We start from the raw sequence: 18,763 nt of genomic DNA, 5'->3' as shown, positions 1-18,763 counted from the left end.
CCAAATGAAGAGAGCCCTTTTGTTTGTATATTTTAACACCTAACATGTTTGCGTTTAAAACCAAGTCTCTCTTTATCAGCTGCACTTTGAATCGTTTCGGAAGCGTGTAGGAACTTGCTTTTTTTATTATCTTGTTGGACTTCTACCGGGCCTACAGCCTTGGCGGTCTCAACCGCCTTATCATAAAGTGGTAAGTAGGATACCCCCACTGTGTAAATAAAACTATTCATAGCGTATTTAGCTCGTTCAGGACAACCATGTATCGTATTTTCCACAAGTTCAAGCAAATTGGCTATTTTACTTTCGGAAAATTCACTGTCTGGACGGCTACCCAAAAGCCAGCAGTAACAACTCCAGCCCGCTGACATCTTTAGCTCTTCACCGCTTGCGATCCATTTATCGGCAACTTGTTGAGCAATATCAGATTCTGCCAACGTTACTGCAACCACAAAATCGGACAGCATATAAAAATATGCTCCATCGATCCAACGTTCAAAATCCGCTTCAGTCATAGCTTTGGGGTCTGCAATAATGCCCGCGAAGTACATTGCGTCATAATTCCCTGAGTTGTAAAGCTGCTCAGCCAACGGCTGATTTATTTTAGTTTTCTTGAAGATGGGCTTCATTGCACCTGTAGCCACGCCAAAAAGCGGTTCATGAGCGCCATTAGATTCGTATATTTTCTTCATTCGTTCCTTGCCGAGAGCTTCAAGCTCCTGCATAACCATATCAAAATTCATAATTCAACACTCCCTTCACCAACATCAATGTCAAATTGTATATCTTTACTCCGGCTGTCGCCATTGCTTCAGCACCTCTATCAACCCAGGCACATCCAGCCCATCTAACGAAAACGCCTTACGTAGCAGTTCATGTGGAATGAATTCATCATACTTGCCAAGGTAAGGTGCTTCATCCGGTGATAGCAAAGATAAAGGCTCTGTGGCAGCGGTAGATTCTGCGATAATCTCTGCTTCCAGTGTTTCCGCATCCGTACTGCCGGCAACAACCATGTAATAGGGCTCCATAGGTACAATTGAACGCAATTTCAGTGGACCTTTTAGATTGTTCTTAAGCAATCTTTCCAAGGTCCGGAATTGCCGACTGCCTGCCCATGGCATAATGAACATAGAATCACCACCTGCGGGAAGAACGGATCGTTCCAAAAGGCCACTTTCCTTGGCCAATCGGCGGGCTCGTTCCAGACGTGCCGCGGCACTTGGAGCTAAATAGGAATAAAGTGCGGTTTCGTCCAGAATTTCGCGGATTTTCCGCATGATACGGGTATGCACATCCCCACCTGCTCCAAGCCATAGAGTATCTACTTTACCACGTGAAGTCTTGACATATACCGCCTTATGACGTGTATCTACTTCCTCAACCTTCCACAGTTTACCTGCCAGTGTAAAGCAATAGCCTGGTGGCGGAACCGTTGTAATGGAACCAATTTCTTCTGTACCATTGTAGACAACATGCTCTTCGTCATCCTTGAACACAGCATAAAACCGGAAGTTGTTCACGATTTTCTCTCCAGCCATGCCAATGATTAGGCTTCCTTCATCCATTCGCTCGATTTGACCTATTCCGATCATGTAGGTCATGAAGGTCTCATAGTCTGTCTGATCAATACTCCTGAAAGACGGTAGGCTAAGTACAGCCTCTCTTAAGTCGTCTGGTTCGGCTTCCCCCATGCTTTTCAGGATACTCATGGTCTGATGATACAGTAATCCAACGGGCAGCTTTCGAACAACTAGCGGTTCAACCCATTTCTCCCGCACGTACAGCTCGATCACCGCAATCGCCCGAAGCAAGGTCCAAGGCATTCTTGCTGGTAGCTGTGCCTCCTCGTCTTCCTCCTCCGGAGTGACGAAGATCATCTCAGACGCGGCATCTCCGCGCCTACCAGAGCGTCCTAGACGCTGCACAAAGCTTGCACAGCTATAAGGTGCGCCAAGCTGCAGCACTCGCTCCAGCTCGCCGAGATCGATGCCAAGCTCCAAGGTTAAGGTTGCTGCCGCAACCGCAGGCCCTTGTCCTTGGCGAAGTGCAGCTTCGGTCTCTTCGCGCAGCATCGCCGAGATACTGCCGTGATGAACGTGAAATACATCCCGTTCACCGCGTTTGGCTGCCGTTCTCCGCAGCTCCAGTGTAGCCGTCTCGGCATCCGAGCGACTATTCGTGAAGATCAGAGCTTTTTTAAGATGGGTATGGTCGTAGATATAATCGTAGTAAGCTTGTCGTGCACGCTCCAAATGCTCTGCCTGCACTTCATCCCGTGCATCAGGAAAGGAAAAATGCTCCACACTAAGACGAAGCTTACGCCCTCCCTGTGGTGCGGATACCTCCACCTTCTCTCTTGTTCCTGCGGCAAGCCACTCCGTAACCGAAGCGTAGTCGCTAAGCGTGGCAGAGAGGCCAATTCGGCGTGGATAGCAGCCGGACATACGGGAAATTCTAGCCAGTTGACTCAGGACTTGAATACCGCGGTCGGCTCCCATGAACGCATGAACTTCATCAACTACAATGAAGCGTAAATCATGGAATAATGCCGGAATCGCATTGGGGCGGTTCATGAGCAGGCCTTCAAGTGATTCCGGTGTAATCTGCAGGACACCCGAAGGATTCTGCATCAGCTTGGTTTTGTCGGCCTGAGGTACGTCGCCATGCCAATGCCAAACGGGAATTCCGCCTTCCCTCAACAAGTCGTTCAAACGGGTAAATTGATCGTTAATTAAAGCTTTAAGGGGAGCAATATATAGAATTCCTACTGAAGTGGATGGACGTTCATGAAGCTCGGTAAGTGCAGGAAAAAAAGCCGCTTCTGTTTTGCCGGAAGCCGTACCCGAGGCGATAAGTAAATGATGCGGCGTATCGAACAACACACGGCAAGCGTCCACTTGCGCCTCACGCAAGGTTTCCCAGCGATTCTTATATATGAACTCCTTAATAAATGGAGCCAGCCGGTAAAATGGATTATCACTCATAATTCGAACTCCGCCAGAAAACCGTCCAGTTCATTCTGATCTGCATCTACGGGCTTTGAAGTACGCTCTCCCACTAGCTTCTCGAAGGAAACTTCAGGGTGCTGGCGCAGAGTGTGTAGCAAATCCATGAAGTCGCGGATGACCTCGCGCGGAGTCAGCAGCTCTTCAGCACCCAATCTACCGACAGCCTCTTCCATAAAGTGTACTAGCTGTGACTGGGAAAGTTCAGCCTCATAGCCGTAGTGCATGGCATGAATATTCTTTAGTTTCTGAAGCAGCACCAGTATTTCTTCATGCGAAAGCATGTCCAGCGCAATAATAGGTCCGGTGAAATTGTTCAGACCTGATCCTCCATAACGCCCGGCCACCAATCTGGAGCGAAGCGCCTCATAGCTGAATAAACCTCTCCGACCATCCTCTACGAACTGTGGTGTTCCCCCGATAAAGATTCCGAGACTTTCAGCCTTCCCCTGCATCGTATCGTTGAACATGGTGAGGAGCTTCTCATAATTGCTTTGACGCGAAATACTGTTCGTTATTTTATATAGATTAACTCCTTCGTCAATAAAGAGCAGCAACCCCTTATATCCAATGGCAGCCGTGAATTCCGCCCATAGCTTCATATAATCATACCAATTGTCATCGTCGATAATGACACCCACACCCAAGGCCTTCCGAGCTTCCGTACGGGTAGCAAATTCACCGCGAAGCCAACGAAGCGCATCCTGCTTCAACTCATCGTCCGCCAGCTTGTGAGCGTTCCAATAAGACGCTAATACTTTTGCAAAATCAAAGCCATGAACAAGTCCCCGCATCTCAGAGGTCACCGCATATATTCTCTGCTCCACCTCTTCACCTAGCTGCGGATCGTCCGGGCCAAGGCTCTTTTCCTGCATGACATTCTGTTGTAGCGAAAAAATCCACTTTTGCAAAATAATCTCCAATGCCCCGCCGTCCGGGCGTGTCCGTGTCGATAGGTGACTCATCAGCTCCCGATATGTCCCGAGCCCCTGCCCTTTGGTTCCCACCAAACGTCGCTCAGGAGACAAATCAGCATCTGCCACCACGAAGTCCCGATCCATCGCGTAATTTCGGATCATTTGGAGCAGGAAGCTTTTGCCGCTTCCGAACTTTCCGGTAATCAGCTTGAAAGCAGCTCCACCTTCGGCTATATTGTCCATATCTCGTAATATAGCTTCAACCTCTGGTCTTCGTCCGACAGCGATATGCTCCAGTCCAATGCGCGGCACTACACCGGCTGTCAGTGAGTTGACGAGTGCTGTCGTCATCCGTTTGGGTATTTTAAACTCATTCATCTTTCATTCACCTCGTTAAGTATTGCAGCATTGGAGCATATTCTTCAGAGATCTCTTCCCCGTCTATAAGTAGATCACCCAAAGTGTCCATGGCGATTTCATTAATCTCATCCATTAACAATTCAGGCATAGTCCCGCTGGTTACAGCCAGTTTTTGAAAAGCATTCCATCCCTCTACTTCATTATTAAGCAGGATTATTGCTTCTCGTTGTAACGGGCTAAGCACTGCAGTAAATTGCTCCCACCCTGTGGCTGACAGGATCTCAGAGTCCATGTCGAAGTTAGCAGTTACAACAGTGTCTTTCATCGGATTCTCATCGTGGGTCGTAGCTGCCATTTCGTAATCATCCGCAGACATATCATCTGGAATGACGACTTCCTCCACCATGAGCAGAGTTCGAACGATTTCGGAATCCGACTGCAAACGTTCCAGCTTCTCCTGATCAATTACAACTGCCGGACCCTTCAGTTCCTGTTCTGACTTACGGAACTCCCGCTGCAGAAAACGGGTCACAAGATCGTCCATATCCGCATCTACTTTAACGCCTTTAAGTCTTCCCCGATATCCCATTAGCTCTCTAAGCTTATTCTCGGTCAGACGAAATAATCGTGTGATAAGACTGCGAAGCGGTAGAGATTTGCTGACTCGAACGACAGGTATAAGTATGGAATATCCATAGAGAGAGATGTCATATACAGCACTGCGGAATAAGTAGCGCTCCCGATGCACCGGCGGACTTGGCGGGAACATTTCCACCAGATTCTTGCCGTGTTTGCGGGTGACATACGCATCGATTAGTGCTACTACCTGCGGGATGTAACGTTCGGCAGCTTCTTTACCTTCACTTAGGTAGAACTTGGACTTGCTTATATCATAATCGGACATTACCGTTAATCCTGCGAAGGACAGCTGCTCTCTAGAGGAGGATAGACATCGCATCAGCTCAAGCTCCGCCAGATCACCTGCCAGACCGCGTGAACGGGCTACAATTGTAGATAGCGGTACTTCCAGATGATGAACAAAGGAAAAGTCGGCAATCCAGCCGCCCAGATATTGATCCAGCCGTTTATATGTATCTCGATAAGCTTCCCATATTTGACACAGCTGTCTATATCCCTCAGAAGGGGTGTCCCATCCCACTCCATTAATAAGCTCGTACACATGCAAAAAAATATAAGAAAGATCTGTCTTATGATACCTGCCTAACCTAACTTCATCACGCCAGTAGAAATACCATCTATTCTGCGCTCCAGTCATATGACCATAAGTGGGCCAATAGCTTTTAAAGGGTACAAAAAGAGACGGTGGTTCCTTGCGATGCTGAAGCACTCTGGCCCGTTTCACAAACTCCCCTTCAGTAGTTGTTACCGGCTCCTTTACTTCTGACTCCATATCCCAGAGCTGCAGTTGTACTGAGGTCTCAGGGGGAGCATTTATTGTACGTATCTTATTCAGCTTCACTTCTTCAGATGAATTACGCGGAGGGATGGCTACATTCTGTTCTGTACTTTCCCAGACCAACTCCGTAAAATGAGGTTGTTTCTTGTCATTTTCCATGTTCCGTCCCTCCATCCATTGTCGAAGATTACAGTTTAATACGAAAAACGGTCCTGTTCACATACGTGAAGGAACCGTTTATTCATTATATAAGTTAGGTTCATATTAGCATTGTTGCTAGAGCAACTTCAAGTTAAAGTATACAAAGAATAGGGATCAAATAAGCTCCGTTCCCTTGGTTTCTTTTCCAAGAAAGAGCACAGCAAGCGCACCGATAATAATGGTTACGAAAAAAATCATAAAGATAGATCCGATGTCCACAGAGCGACCTACAAGTACCCCGACCCAGAGAGGAGCGATAATACCCCCAATTCTCCCGAAGGAAGTCGCAAGGCCGGAACCCGTAGAACGTATAGCCGTAGGATACAGCTCCGGTGTATAAGCATACATTCCACCCCAAGCTCCTAGGTTAAAGAAGGATAAGCAGATCCCGGCTGCCATAAGCATTCCCTCTGTCGTAGAGTTTCCGAACCAGGCGGCGCTCACCGCTGTTAATAACAAATAAACCACTAATACAAACTTGCGTCCAAATTTCTCAATAAAATAAGCAGCTGTAAAGTAACCAGGAAGCTGGGCAAGCGTCATAATTAATACATACTCAAAGCTTCTAACCAAGCTGAAGCCCTTGAGGACCATGACGGTTGGCAGCCACAGGAACATCCCATAATATGAGAATATAACGGTGAACCACAGAATCCAGAGCATAATCGTAGAACGTCTATATTCCTGAGACCAGACGATTGCTACGCGTTTCTTTAATGACAAAGGAGCCTTCCGGATTTCCGCAAACCGTGGAGAATCATCAATCGCACGCCGCAGGTAAATAGCATACAAGGCAGGTAGTGCACCAATAGCAAAAGCCACACGCCATCCGTAATCCGGAATTACGAAGTAAGCAATTAAAGCCGATGCAATCCAGCCAAGCGCCCAAAAGCTCTCCAGCAGCACAACGGCTCGTCCTCTTTCCTCAGCGGGCATACTCTCCGAAACCAAAGTTGAAGCAACCGGAAGTTCTCCGCCCAGACCCACGCCGGTAATGAAACGCAACACACATAATATGGCAAAACCCGTAGCAAAAGCGGATAAGCCACTCGCAACAGAAAAAATCAACAACGTCCAGAGCAGTACCGATTTACGTCCAAAGCGGTCTGCCATAATCCCCGCCGCCGCTGCACCAACAGCCATACCCACGGAGTTGATGCTGGTTAATATTCCAATCTGCTCCGGCCCAAGCTTCCATTCTTTTGCTAATGCTGCCACAACAAAAGAAATCATGCCAACATCCATGGCGTCAAACATCCAGCTTATGCCTGCACTGAACAGGAGCTTTCTTTGCTTCGGATTCCGCAGCAGTGTCATTTGATTCACCTCAAAAAACCTCTCTTTCCTACATAGCGACTGTGGACATCATAATATAGCATATTTTACCTTCATATATTAAAATTGAAACGCTCAAAAATCAAGGAATAACGCTGAATGCAAGGATTGTCTGGCAAGAGACTGAAAATAACAGGTTTGAACGGAGATCGCGGCTATGAATATTGTGTTCCAGACCGCCTCGCTTTGTGTCCGTGTTAGATGAGCCAACCTTTTCATCATTCCCTCAGTAGAATCCTCTATAACACAATCCTTCCATGACTTTTCACCCGTTATATTCCGAGCATACATTTGATGATTTTGAAAGGAAGGATTACATTTGATGGCTTCAAAAAGACCCGCATATGCCTTATAAAGCTGGGCAGGCTCTATCAGATCATCATCGTCACGTTCAGGCTTCAGGAATAACTGGTGAAACAGCTGGCGAATGCTCTCGAAATCAAGAGCCGCTTTAAGATCATCAATCATGAATAATAACGCCGCCTGATTCATGGAGTACTTCTTCCCCTGACGAGGCGAGCCCAAATATTCTTTAAAGTCTCGTTTCACCCAATTCTGCATGGCGGTTACGGAAAGTGTGGAATACTCTATATGGCTGCCTAAAGCCGCAATGTCTCCAAGAGACAACCCTTTTGGGATTCTGCCTTTAATCATTTTTTGTACAATTGCTGGGAGTTCATTCTGATTCTCAGTTTGATGAAATTTGATCCATGATTCCTGAAGAACGTTTGGTGGTTCTTGGTCCAAGTTTCCGGTTAATGAGAGCAGTATATGGGACATTTCTTTTCGGGTCAAAGTAAATGATTCCATGCTTGGGATGCCTCCCCATTTGATATTTTAACGAATAATTCGTAGAATAGGTTCATAAGAACTCATAATTTGAGTATAACCTACTTATAGAATGAAAGGGATGGTAAAGATTTAATGGGTATAGGACTCAGTTTAACGTTGGTAGCTGTTTTGATTGTTTTAACTGCTTTTTTTGTAGCTACGGAATTTGCAATGGTAAGGCTAAGAGGCAGCCGCATCAGCCAAATGGTTATAGAAGGACGCAAGAATGCGGTAGCTGTCCAAAGGGTCTCAGCCAATCTTGACGGGTATTTATCCGCTTGTCAGCTGGGGATTACCATTACAGCACTCGGAATCGGGGCACTTGCTGAACCGGCATTTGAACAAATGCTGCTTCCGCTGTTTGACTGGGCAGGCATTAATGTGGATTTTAGTCACATTTTAGCTTTTGCACTCGCTTTCTTCATTGCAACATTCTTACACGTTGTTGTCGGGGAACTTGCTCCGAAAACCGCTGCTATTAACAAGCCGGAAGAAATCAGCCTGATGACAGCCTTACCGATCATTTGGTTCTATAAAATCCTGTATCCTTTGATTTGGCTTCTAAACGGTTCTGCAAATCTACTAGTTCGTCTATTTGGTCTGAAGCCTGCCAGCGAGCATGGGGATGCGCATTCCGAGGAAGAAATTCGGCTTATCCTTTCTGAAAGCTATGAGAGCGGTAAGATTAATAAGGCTGAGTACGGATACGTAAACCGAATCTTTACTTTTGATGAAATGTTAGCCCGCGAAATAATGGTTCCTCGTACAGATATGGTATGTCTTTTTTCGAATCACTCGCTGCAGGAAAACTTCAGTGTTATCCGTAAAGAGCAATATACCCGCTTCCCAGTTGCTGAAGGCAATAAGGATAACATTATAGGGATGATTAATACAAAGCAGCTTTACCTGGAGTATGACAACAATCCTGATTTTAATTTTAAAGGTTTGATTCAACCGGTATTAACGGTCTCCGAAGTTACACCTGTAAAGACAGTCTTGACCCGAATGCAGAAGGAACGTGTGCATATTGCCCTTTTGCTGGATGAATACGGTGGAACGTCCGGTCTTATAACGATTGAAGATATTTTGGAAGAAATAGTAGGAGAAATCCGTGACGAATTTGACGAGGATGAGCGTAGAAATATAGAAAAACTGAGTGATTCTCATTATTTATTTGATGGCAAGGTATCCTTGCTTGAAATCAAGCAACTGACGGGACTGGATTTCGAGGATGATGAGGTCATCACAATCGGTGGTTGGATATATAGTCACCTTCCCGACCCAGCGATTGGAAAAAGTGTAACGCGTGATCATGTAAAGGTTATTGTTCGCGAAATGAACAGACACCGAATTCGGAAGGTCGAAATCATTATAGATTCACCTGATAATCCCGAACAAACCGAGGAAAAAAACTCACATTAGTTAAGAAGGGGCTGTCCCAAAAGCCATGCAAATGGCTACTGGGACGGCCCTCTCTTTTGTGTAAGGCTTAAGTTGTTGCTGTTAGCGGGCGCTCCGCGAACGGACCGTTGCTTCAATCGCTGTGCTCTCCAAATTTTATTTATTTTCCTTAGCGGTAAAAATCCGGAGATAGCTTATGCTTTCGAAGCTAGTTTTCCTTCGGAAAACTTTCGGGCGACCGCTACCGCTTTTCCGCAATCGTTCCGTCCTCTCCGCTAATTTCAGCGGTAACCATTCCAAAATCTTCTCTAAAAACAGCAAAAAGAAACCTCCCTTTGGTAAAATGGAGTTACCACACAACCATTTCAAAGGAGAGGTTTCTTCTGTAAATTCAATATACCATGGACCAACTTTGCCTGCCAATGGTTCCGTACAATGAACCGTTTCCGTTCCCAACGGATGATTATGTATTCAGTTTGAAGACTATTCTATAATTTTACCCATGTAAAACTCATCGACCCATTGTCCATTCACTCTAAGCGACTTCACTCTTGTTCCTTCGATCGTAAAACCGCTTTTAATATATAAGGCCAAGGCTCGATGATTATGGGTCATGACTGTAAGCTCAAGACGTATAACGTGATGTTCAACAGCCCACTCGTGCATCTCATGAAACAACGCTGTTCCAATACCAACACCCTGATATTGCTTCAGAATTCCGATTACTAGGTAAGCACTGTGTTGATTTCGCCGAACGGTCCCCCCTCTCAGGGACATGAATCCTACAAGAATGCCGTCTACATCTGCACCGATAAGGACTGAGGTTTCTGCCATCATGAAATTCTCTATCATTTCCCTAACCTGCCGCAGCCCGCTCTGCCTTTCATCAGGCTCAAGCAGCATGAAGGTAGATTCTTCATCCAACTGATGCTGCAACTGTAGTAATTCCTCTGAGTCCTCGGGCACCAGTTTCCTAAGCGTAATTATCATATAGAGTCACCTCCTAAGAAAAGTCATATCAGCAGCGGCAAATCATCAATACATTCCCGTCAGGGTCCTTGAAGTTGAACCAATGGTCATGTTCGATATCCGTCAGAATCTCTGCTCCGCATGCCTTCACAAAGTCATAGGCAGCATCAATATCTCTGGTGTTCAGATGAAAGGCTGGAGCATTTAACACACACTCCCTTGTAAAGATTCTACTATCGAGCACAATTCCCGGCCCTTCCATAGGAACAACGTACAAATGTCCGAATAGGACTTCTTCTTCAATCGGCAGTCCCAAAAGATAGCAATACCATTGCTTGGATCTTTCTATATCACTTACTGGTATAAAGACTGCACCGATCTGATTGAGAATTGGACTTGTCACTGTATAACCCCCTATTGGAAGATCAAACTGGCATTATCTTAAACAATTCGATAAAAAAAGCCATTTTCCTTCTATATAATGGAACGGGGTATTACCCGGCGACGGTTGCCGCCGGTAAGGTGTTATTCTTCTTCGACTTCCTGTGCATCCAACGCTGCATCTAATAACTCATTGTAAATATCATCATTCGTTTCTAGCAAAGCGTCTGTCTGCAGCATCTCTTCTTCACTTCCAGGTTCACCAGCAAAGCTTAAGCTGTAGTCCCACTCCGTGCCTCTAGTACTAAAAAAGGTGATTTCATAATTCGCTTTATGATTGTCTAGACTGAATATGGTCTTCCCAACAAAGCTTCTATCCTCGTGACGACGCATTTCCGAACTTAATATCTTAATTGTCATACCTAATCTTCCCTTCAAATATGATCACTTACCACACACAGTATATCATTGAAATGATCGTAAATCCCTCCCCTTGCCCTTAATTGACTTTTTTCTTCCGGCGGTTAATAATTTGTACAATGCTTATTATTTAGATATTGGAGGAAACTTTCATGAGTAATTTTCAGAATCAGCTGCAAAAATATGCCGATCTTGCCATACAAATCGGTATCAATGTTCAACCGGGTCAAACACTGGTAGTGAGTGCACCGATTGTGGCTGCGGATTTCGTACGTCTAATTACTGCCAAAGCGTATGCTGTGGGAGCCAGTCTTGTGAAAGTAAATTGGAACGATGAAAGTATAACTCGCCAGCAGTTCGAGTATGCAGCCCCGGAAACGTTTACGAAAGCGCCGACCTGGTTGGCAGGTGAGATGACTGAATTGGCAGAGAACGGTGCTGCATTTCTCACTGTGCTTGCCGAGAACCCCGATGCACTCAAAGGTATTGATCCGGAACGTATTGCTAATTCCCAAAAAACACGCGGAGCTGCTCTTACCAAATACCGTGAAATGCAAATGTCTGATAAAGTGAGCTGGTGTCTGGTAGCCATTCCTTCGCAAAACTGGGCGGATAAAGTATTCCCTGATCTCCCTGCAGAGGAACGTGTAGATAAACTATGGGAGGCCATTTTTCACACCGTAAGACTTGACCGTGAAGATCCTGTAGCTGCATGGCAAGAGCATTTAGATAATCTGGAGCAAAAGTCCAATGTTCTGAATGCCAAAAAGTATAAAAAATTGCATTACATAGCTCCAGGTACTGATCTAAGCATTGAACTGCCGGAAGGCCACCTATGGGCACAAGGAGACAGTATTAATGCTAAGGGGCATTCCTTTGTCGCCAACATGCCAACAGAAGAAGTATTTACGGCACCACTCAAGACGGGTGTGAACGGCGTAGTACGTAGTACAAAACCTCTTAGTTATGGCGGAAACATCATTGACGGATTTTCGATTACTTTTGAGAACGGCCGAATTACTCAGGTAACGGCTGAGAAAGGTCAAGAAACTCTTGAGCATCTGATCAGTCTCGATGAAGGAGCTAAATATCTTGGTGAAGTAGCGCTGGTTCCTCATCGTTCACCGATCTCGGAATCTAATATTTTGTACTATAATACACTTTTTGATGAAAATGCTTCTAATCATCTGGCTATTGGTACCGCCTATGCCTTCTGTCTGGAAGGCGGCAAGGAAATGACCAAAGAACAGTTGATTGAGCACGGTCTTAACACAAGTGTTACCCATGTGGATTTTATGATCGGTTCCGCAGAAATGAACATCTACGGCATTACAGCCGACGGCGTTGAAGAACCGGTGTTCCTTAACGGAAACTGGGCATTTTAAATTAGGAGGCTACCTCATGTTGTTGGATTTCAAACAAAAGCTGGAGAATTACGCATTACTGGCGGTAAAAATAGGTGTGAATATCCAACCTGGACAAAAGCTTGTTGTTAATGCCGATATAGCCTCTGCGGAGCTGGTTCGTGTAGTTGTACGAAAAGCTTATGAAGCTGGCGCACAGCTCGTAAAGGTTAATTATAGCGATGAAATCGTTACCCGTACGCGATATGATTTGGCCCCTTCGGAGTCCTTTCTTGAGCCTCCAAAGTGGCAGGCTGATGAATTAGAGGATATGGCACGGAACGGAGCCGCCTTTCTAACCATTATCTCTGCCGATCCCGACCTGCTAAGCGGAGTTGAATCCAGCCGGATCGCTGACCACCAGAAGACTACCGGTCAAGCTCTCTCCGCTTATCGGGAGCTGCTCATGGGCAATCATGCTAGCTGGAGCGGTCTGGCCTTCCCGTCCCCGTCCTGGGCAGCTAAAGTATTCCCTGAAGCACCTAAGGAACAGCAAGTTGACCTGCTGTGGGATGCTATTTTCAAAGCAGTCCGTGCCGATCAAGCAGATCCGATAGAAGCTTGGCGTCTCCATTTGGAGGGTCTAAAGCATAGATGTGATCTTTTAAATGATAAGAAATATCGCAGTCTTCACTATATTGCACCCGGTACTGATCTCACTATAGAGCTACCTGAAGGTCATATCTGGTGTCAAGCAGGAAGTGTGAACGATCACGGTATACCATTTCTCGCTAACCTCCCTACTGAAGAGGTTTTCACTGCGCCGCTTAAGACTGGAGCCAATGGTACGGTTCTAAGTACAAAACCGCTCAGCTATGGCGGTAATATCATTGACCGCTTTACTTTAACACTCGAGAACGGCAAGGTAATCGCCTATACCGCAGAGGAAGGTCTAGATACGTTAACGACCCTTTTAACCATGGACGATGGAGCCTCTTATTTCGGTGAGGTTGCCCTTGTTCCCTTTCACTCCCCTATTTCGGAAAGCGGAATTCTCTACTATACGACTTTGTATGATGAAAATGCATCCTGCCATCTGGCTATAGGAGCCGCCTATGCCTTTACCCTGCAAGATGGCATTGCAATGAGCAAAGAACAGCTGGTGGATAAAGGGATGAATCAAAGTCTTATTCATGTAGACTTTATGATGGGTTCATCAGACATGAACATCGATGGAATTACAGATGATGGTACAGCCGAACCGATCTTCCGTAACGGAGATTGGGCATAACCCATTCATTTGACAAATGAAAGTTAATACAAAACAACCCGTTCAGGACCCTCTTTTCTAGGGTGTGAACGGGTTGTTTTTGGCCTAAATACGTATATAGCACGCATATTAGTCTAATTTTGAACTTTTGTTCAAACTTTATTCACAAAACTGTTGAAATTAGTTCACAAAAGTGTCACAATAGAGTTAAGGAATAAAACTTCTTAGGAGGCGATTAACATGATGAAGGATCCGTACAAAAATGAAGTCGAAAGAGTAGAAATGGAACGCAAGGAAGAATACCATACCACTGATTCCAGCATTGTTGCTTCCAATGCCATTAAATATACCGCCTATATCATCCTGTTTTTTGGATTTCTGTACTTTCTGGTTCAGTATATCCTGCCCATGTTATAAGTTCATGAACATACAACCCTTCAAATTAGAAAGCGCTTACGGCTAATCCTAGCTCTATTCGTACAGAGCAGTGAGTAGCCTTTTTTGTTTGCATAGAACAGCCTATTTACTTACCATTTCCAAGCTTTATACATCCATGTCTTAGCCGCAGGAGACCATACTTTATCCATCTCCGATTTCAGCCACTCTTTGGCTTCAGTTCGAGTCCCTTTGAAGGTCGAGATTCCGCTATCTTCCATCCAATGCGAAACGGTCTCAAAGGATGTACTGTTCCATCCGCTCTTCTCACCCTCAGCATTCTTGCGTTCATCTACACCTGATATTACAATGTCCAACGTGCCCTGGAGCTCCGTAACCGCGTTGTCGAACGCCGTTTTCTTGTCCGTAGCTTTCATGTCGGCTTCAGTACGAAGTCTCCGAGTCTCAATACCCTCATCCTCACGAATGATACGGTATAGAGTCAAGGCTTCTCTGCTGCAAAGTCCGTTCTTATAACGTTCTTCAAGGGTAGAGCCACTTCCTAAAGCTGCGACATAGGCAGGAAACCACTCCTTCGAGATGAGGATCGCTTTCTTTTTAATGAACTTGCCATAAGCCGCAATTCCTTCCCCGGGAAAACGAGCGCGCCAAGCCCACGGGTCCAACTCTGATCCAGTGTGCCAGTTCTCAGCTTTTGTGAGACTATTTAGCGATGGGTGGTCCGGGAGAAGTGTAGCCAGCGGTAAAATGCCAATCTCCGATATGATATTTGCTGCCTCATCATAAGTCGTAATCCCACCCTTTTGAGCTTCACTGTTTATCATTTGATTGCCTCTCCTTTTTACGAAAAGTGTGTCACACAGACTTGGATATTTCACCTTCAGCGTTCATCCTGCCAATTCCTGCGATAAATGTGTCAATTAGCCGGGACAGGCTTACATTAGAATCCAGTGGCATACCGAAGCCTCCCTTATGCTCAAGAGAAGCGAATCCGTGCAATATGCTCCTTAAACCTCTTACTGCATGAATCGTGCCCTCTTCCCCTAAATGATAAACCTGCAGAACGAGAACTATTAACGATAAAATCTTATCACTTATTGCTTCAAGCTCTACATTTTGCCCCTCAGGCGCTCTTAAGGTAGTCTCATACAGACCGGGATGTCTCCGGGAAAAATCCACATAGGCAACTCCCATGGCATGGACAGCCGTTGAGCCATTCGCCCCATCTGCTGCGTCAGACATGACTGTATAGAGCTGTTCTAAGCCGTAAACGGCAAGCTGTGTACGTAGACTCTGTAGCCCACTAATATGATTATACAAAGAGGGTGAACGAACACCTAACTTGGCTGCAAGTGCTGCTAAGGTAACTTCCTCTATTCCAAATTCATCAGCAATTTGCGCTGCGGCACTAACTATAGTCTTTGTATCTAGTCCGGCTCTAGGTGACATGAACCTTTTTCACTCCTTTTTTCATTGCTGTATCTATAGCTGCTTGTATCTTCAGTCGTGGCTGCTTGATTATATTCCCATGTCCCACCGCAAGCAATGAGGGCGAGGCCTCAAGGACTTTGAATGCACTGGCTAGTGCAGCTTCCTTATTCCACGTTGCCATTGCCGGGAAGGGAAACCAAGTTACAATCGTACCGGATACAGCGGTTCCGCGGAAAGTCTGAAAAGCATCACCAACAATAATTGCCCGGCTGCGGCTGTCTAGAAAAGACATAGATCCTGGAGTATGACCCGGAGTACTTATGGATAGTAGAGAACCTACTTTATCACCATCATGTAAAAGAATATCAGGTTTTGTTGTGACCTTTTTGGGAACTCCCCCCCGAATAGGTGTCGAAGGCTCACCGGGTCGAAGTGAAAGGTCTCCTCTTAACAACGCTGAATCCCGTTCTGAAATATACACTTTTGCATCTGGAAATTGTTGTTTTACTCCGTCCAGTGCACCAACATGGTCTTCATGTGCATGCGTTAATATGATTCTTGTAATGTCCTTATCCAAACCCTTCGCCGTGCGTAGAATTCCCTTCACACAGAAGGGCAGCGCTGCATCAATAAGAGTCAACCCATCCTCTTCTTCAATAAGATAACAATTCACTGGAAAAAACCTTGGCATCCAGGTTAGCTGCAATAAATGTCCTTCACGAGTAATGCGCATCATAATCCCTCCCGAAACTAATGGTATTAGTTACAATATAAACTAATGAGATTAGTTTTTCAATGGGTGGTTAAAATAGTTCATAATATATTTATTTAAAAGGTTCCTATATAAGATGAACTTAAGATTTTACTACATTGGTTTTGGGTCGTAACTACGGTGAATGTTGGACTTCCAGCCGCTGTTGTCTCCGAATTTCTGGATTTTTACCGCTATTAGCGGATGAAATCCGGAGACAAAGGCGGACGCTACCGCTCTTCCAGTTCCAAAATTCCCCTCCGTTACTTCAATCCTTTTTGTCAGTTTATCAAATTCAATCTATATAGTGCAGCTTTTCACTATATAATGTGAACTTAAGATTTTAACTTAAGGCTCAGGCGTCACTACCGTGAAGATTTGGACTTCCGGCCGCTGTTGTAGTAAGACTTTCTTTGATTTAACCCGCTTTTAGCGGTTGAAATCCGGATACAGCGTATGCTTTCGAAGCGAGCTTTCCTACGGAAAGCTATCGGGCGGTCGCTATCGCTCCTACAGTTCCAAATTTCGTTCCTATTCGCTTTTTGTTATTTTCTTTTGTTCAGTTTATATAGCATTTTTATTCGCATATTTATTAGACAGCTTGAGGATAAACCATTGACTCCAAGTAATACCTATAAAAAATATAATAGCTCCAACAAGTCTTTTAAGTATAATTCTTGTAATATTGATATCTCCACCCGCGGTAAGATCAGAAATAAACATGATACTAGCCCATATTAAAGTTGCAACAGCCCCTCCAATATAATTACTCTTCTTCATTTTCTTGATATTTTCTTGTTTATTGGGGAGTAGATACAGACCATCTTTTATTTTACGAAATTCTACGTATAACCCTGAAATCACAAGCATAAGCATCGTGTCTACATAGTCTTCTACATCCCATTTTAAAATAAATACCTTCACAACTAAGCTGGCTATCAATAGTGCGCTAAGCAGCTGAAATCCTTGTGCTTCATAACGCTTTATACTCGCTGTAATCCGCTCATCCTTAATCCCTTTTCCCCTCATTCTTCTTCCTCCCAAAATAGATCATTTAATGTGGTGTTAAGTGTCCTGCAAATTGCAATACATAACTTGATGGAAGGATTGTAGGTTCCTGCTTCAATTAGACCGATCGTTTGCCTTGTAACACCCACTTCTTCTGCCAGCTGTTCTTGGGAGAGATCCTTCTGGATGCGTGCCAGCTTCAATTTCATATTCTTATGTTCTCCCATGTAAGGACTCCCTTTATGTATAAATTATCCATCTGAACTCATTGTAATCTATAACTACCAAAATGTACAATATATATTGCATTCCTTACTAAAAAAAACACTTTCCAAAGGGAAAGTGCTCCGTCTTCAATCTTCTACCTAACTTCAATCATCAGCCAAAACGGCCCATAATATATTCCTGGGTCATTTGATTTTCCGGGTTCGTAAAGACCTTGCCTGTCTTATCATACTCCACAAGTGAGCCAAGGTAGAAGTAGGCTGTATAATCCGAAATCCGGGCAGCCTGCTGCATGTTATGGGTTACGATCACAATCCGCAGTTCTTCCTTCAGTTCTTTGATAAGCTCCTCAATTTTACCTGTAGAAACAGGATCGAGCGCAGAAGCAGGTTCGTCTAACAGCAGGATTTGCGGGTTTACAGATAAGGCTCTTGCAATGCATAGACGCTGCTGCTGACCGCCGGACAGTGTCAGGGCTGAATCCTTCAGACGATCTTTGACCTCATCCCACAGTGCTGCACGTCGCAGGCTGCTCTCCACAATTTCATCCAAAGCCTTTTTGCCTTTAATGCCATGATATTTAGGTCCGAAAGCTATATTGTCATAAATAGATTTATAGAATGGATTCGGCTTCTGCCAGACCATACCGATCTTTTGGCGCAGCTTGATAACATCTGTACCCGGTGCATTAATATCAATACCGTCAATCCAGATGCTACCTTTCGTTGTGGATCCGGAGATTTCATCATTCATCCGGTTCAATGAACGGAGAAAGGTTGATTTTCCGCAGCCGGACGGGCCAATGAGTGCAGTTACTGTATTCTCAGCAAAAGGTAAGCTGATCCCTTTTACTGCTTCATATGTGCCGTAATAAATACTCAAATGCTCCGTTTGAAAAGACTTCCCAACTGCCGTTGCGGTCGCTCCCATTTCTTACGCCTCCTACAATTGTCTTCTTTATAAGTTGAACTTAAAACTTTTCGAATTTGGATTTGGACCGTAACTGCGGTGAATGTTGGACTTCCAGCCGCTGTTGTCTCCAGATTTCTTGATTCATACCGCTATTAGCGGAGGAAATCAGGAGACAAAGGCGGACGCTACC

Annotated in this window: 19 protein-coding genes; 4 read left to right on the top strand and 15 right to left on the bottom strand. The window is 45.0% G+C overall.

The genetic code is table 11. The features are described 5' to 3' along the window. Nucleotides 1–32: 32 nt before the first annotated feature. The 6 genes from PWYN_RS19420 to PWYN_RS19395 all read right to left on the bottom strand — a co-directional run bounded on the left by PWYN_RS19420 (nt 33) and on the right by PWYN_RS19395 (nt 8,045). On the bottom strand, nt 33–740 hold the full coding sequence (locus PWYN_RS19420) for a DNA alkylation repair protein (RefSeq protein ID WP_036655367.1): 708 nt from the start codon (nt 738–740) through the stop codon (nt 33–35). 45 nt (nt 741–785) lie between these two features. Continuing rightward, the gene (locus PWYN_RS19415; RefSeq protein WP_036655365.1) at nt 786–2,984 is read right to left on the bottom strand and encodes a DEAD/DEAH box helicase; all 2,199 of its coding nucleotides are present in this window, start codon (nt 2,982–2,984) and stop codon (nt 786–788) included. Next, complete coding sequence (locus PWYN_RS19410; RefSeq protein ID WP_036655363.1) at nt 2,981–4,300, bottom strand: ATP-binding protein; 1,320 nt, start codon at nt 4,298–4,300, stop codon at nt 2,981–2,983. Before PWYN_RS19410 ends, PWYN_RS19415 begins: the two co-directional genes overlap by 4 nt. A gap of 7 nt (nt 4,301–4,307) precedes the next feature. Further along, nucleotides 4,308–5,858, bottom strand: a complete 1,551-nt coding sequence (locus PWYN_RS28270) for a TerB N-terminal domain-containing protein (protein ID WP_052088169.1) — start codon at nt 5,856–5,858, stop codon at nt 4,308–4,310. A 156-nt stretch (nt 5,859–6,014) separates the two neighbouring features. After that, a complete protein-coding gene (locus PWYN_RS19400; RefSeq protein WP_036658951.1) occupies nt 6,015–7,217 on the bottom strand; it encodes an MFS transporter in 1,203 nt (400 codons plus the stop codon). A gap of 93 nt (nt 7,218–7,310) precedes the next feature. Continuing rightward, complete coding sequence (locus tag PWYN_RS19395) at nt 7,311–8,045, bottom strand: DUF1836 domain-containing protein (protein ID WP_036655361.1); 735 nt, start codon at nt 8,043–8,045, stop codon at nt 7,311–7,313. A 114-nt stretch (nt 8,046–8,159) separates the two neighbouring features. Between PWYN_RS19395 and PWYN_RS19390 the strand changes: the two genes are divergently transcribed. Continuing rightward, nucleotides 8,160–9,488, top strand: coding sequence for a hemolysin family protein (locus PWYN_RS19390; RefSeq protein WP_036655360.1), 1,329 nt, complete (start codon nt 8,160–8,162; stop codon nt 9,486–9,488). A gap of 462 nt (nt 9,489–9,950) precedes the next feature. On the opposite strand, the gene PWYN_RS19385 is transcribed toward PWYN_RS19390, so the two are convergent. From PWYN_RS19385 to PWYN_RS19375, 3 genes are all read right to left on the bottom strand, one after another. After that, nucleotides 9,951–10,457, bottom strand: coding sequence for a GNAT family N-acetyltransferase (locus PWYN_RS19385; protein WP_036655357.1), 507 nt, complete (start codon nt 10,455–10,457; stop codon nt 9,951–9,953). Between the two features lie 28 nt (nt 10,458–10,485). Continuing rightward, entirely contained in the window at nt 10,486–10,839 is a 354-nt protein-coding gene (locus PWYN_RS19380) for a VOC family protein (protein WP_036655355.1), read from the bottom strand. Nucleotides 10,840–10,961: 122 nt separating this feature from the next. Then, the gene (locus PWYN_RS19375) at nt 10,962–11,237 is read right to left on the bottom strand and encodes a hypothetical protein (protein WP_036655353.1); all 276 of its coding nucleotides are present in this window, start codon (nt 11,235–11,237) and stop codon (nt 10,962–10,964) included. Between the two features lie 152 nt (nt 11,238–11,389). On the opposite strand from PWYN_RS19375, the gene PWYN_RS19370 reads away from it, so the two are divergent. From PWYN_RS19370 to PWYN_RS29330, 3 genes are all read left to right on the top strand, one after another. Next, nucleotides 11,390–12,622, top strand: a complete 1,233-nt coding sequence (locus PWYN_RS19370; RefSeq protein WP_036655351.1) for an aminopeptidase — start codon at nt 11,390–11,392, stop codon at nt 12,620–12,622. 19 nt (nt 12,623–12,641) lie between these two features. Beyond that, nucleotides 12,642–13,871: an aminopeptidase gene (locus tag PWYN_RS19365; protein WP_157261288.1), complete on the top strand. Its 1,230-nt coding sequence runs from the start codon at nt 12,642–12,644 to the stop codon at nt 13,869–13,871. A 219-nt stretch (nt 13,872–14,090) separates the two neighbouring features. Then, complete coding sequence (locus PWYN_RS29330) at nt 14,091–14,267, top strand: hypothetical protein (RefSeq protein ID WP_157261221.1); 177 nt, start codon at nt 14,091–14,093, stop codon at nt 14,265–14,267. 110 nt (nt 14,268–14,377) lie between these two features. On the opposite strand, the gene PWYN_RS19360 is transcribed toward PWYN_RS29330, so the two are convergent. The 6 genes from PWYN_RS19360 to pstB form a co-directional block, all read right to left on the bottom strand. Continuing rightward, a complete protein-coding gene (locus PWYN_RS19360) occupies nt 14,378–15,070 on the bottom strand; it encodes an AlkZ-related protein (RefSeq protein ID WP_036655347.1) in 693 nt (230 codons plus the stop codon). 31 nt (nt 15,071–15,101) lie between these two features. Next, nucleotides 15,102–15,695 (bottom strand): TetR/AcrR family transcriptional regulator, encoded by a 594-nt coding sequence (locus PWYN_RS19355; protein ID WP_036655345.1) that lies wholly within the window; start codon nt 15,693–15,695, stop codon nt 15,102–15,104. Then, nucleotides 15,685–16,410 (bottom strand): MBL fold metallo-hydrolase, encoded by a 726-nt coding sequence (locus tag PWYN_RS19350; protein WP_036655342.1) that lies wholly within the window; start codon nt 16,408–16,410, stop codon nt 15,685–15,687. The genes PWYN_RS19355 and PWYN_RS19350 overlap by 11 nt, the downstream gene beginning before the upstream one ends. 582 nt (nt 16,411–16,992) lie before the next feature. Then, nucleotides 16,993–17,457 carry a DUF6773 family protein gene (locus PWYN_RS19345; protein WP_036655341.1) on the bottom strand — a complete coding sequence of 155 codons (465 nt, stop codon included), beginning with the start codon at nt 17,455–17,457 and terminating at the stop codon, nt 16,993–16,995. After that, entirely contained in the window at nt 17,454–17,663 is a 210-nt protein-coding gene (locus tag PWYN_RS19340) for a helix-turn-helix transcriptional regulator (protein ID WP_036655339.1), read from the bottom strand. Before PWYN_RS19340 ends, PWYN_RS19345 begins: the two co-directional genes overlap by 4 nt. A gap of 151 nt (nt 17,664–17,814) precedes the next feature. Beyond that, nucleotides 17,815–18,591 (bottom strand): phosphate ABC transporter ATP-binding protein PstB, encoded by a 777-nt coding sequence (gene pstB, locus PWYN_RS19335; RefSeq protein ID WP_036655337.1) that lies wholly within the window; start codon nt 18,589–18,591, stop codon nt 17,815–17,817. Between the last annotated feature and the right edge of the window lie 172 nt (nt 18,592–18,763).

Source organism: Paenibacillus wynnii (assembly GCF_000757885.1).
GTDB lineage: Bacteria > Bacillota > Bacilli > Paenibacillales > Paenibacillaceae > Paenibacillus_AQ > Paenibacillus_AQ wynnii.
This window is presented reverse-complemented; position numbering and strand designations above follow the sequence as displayed.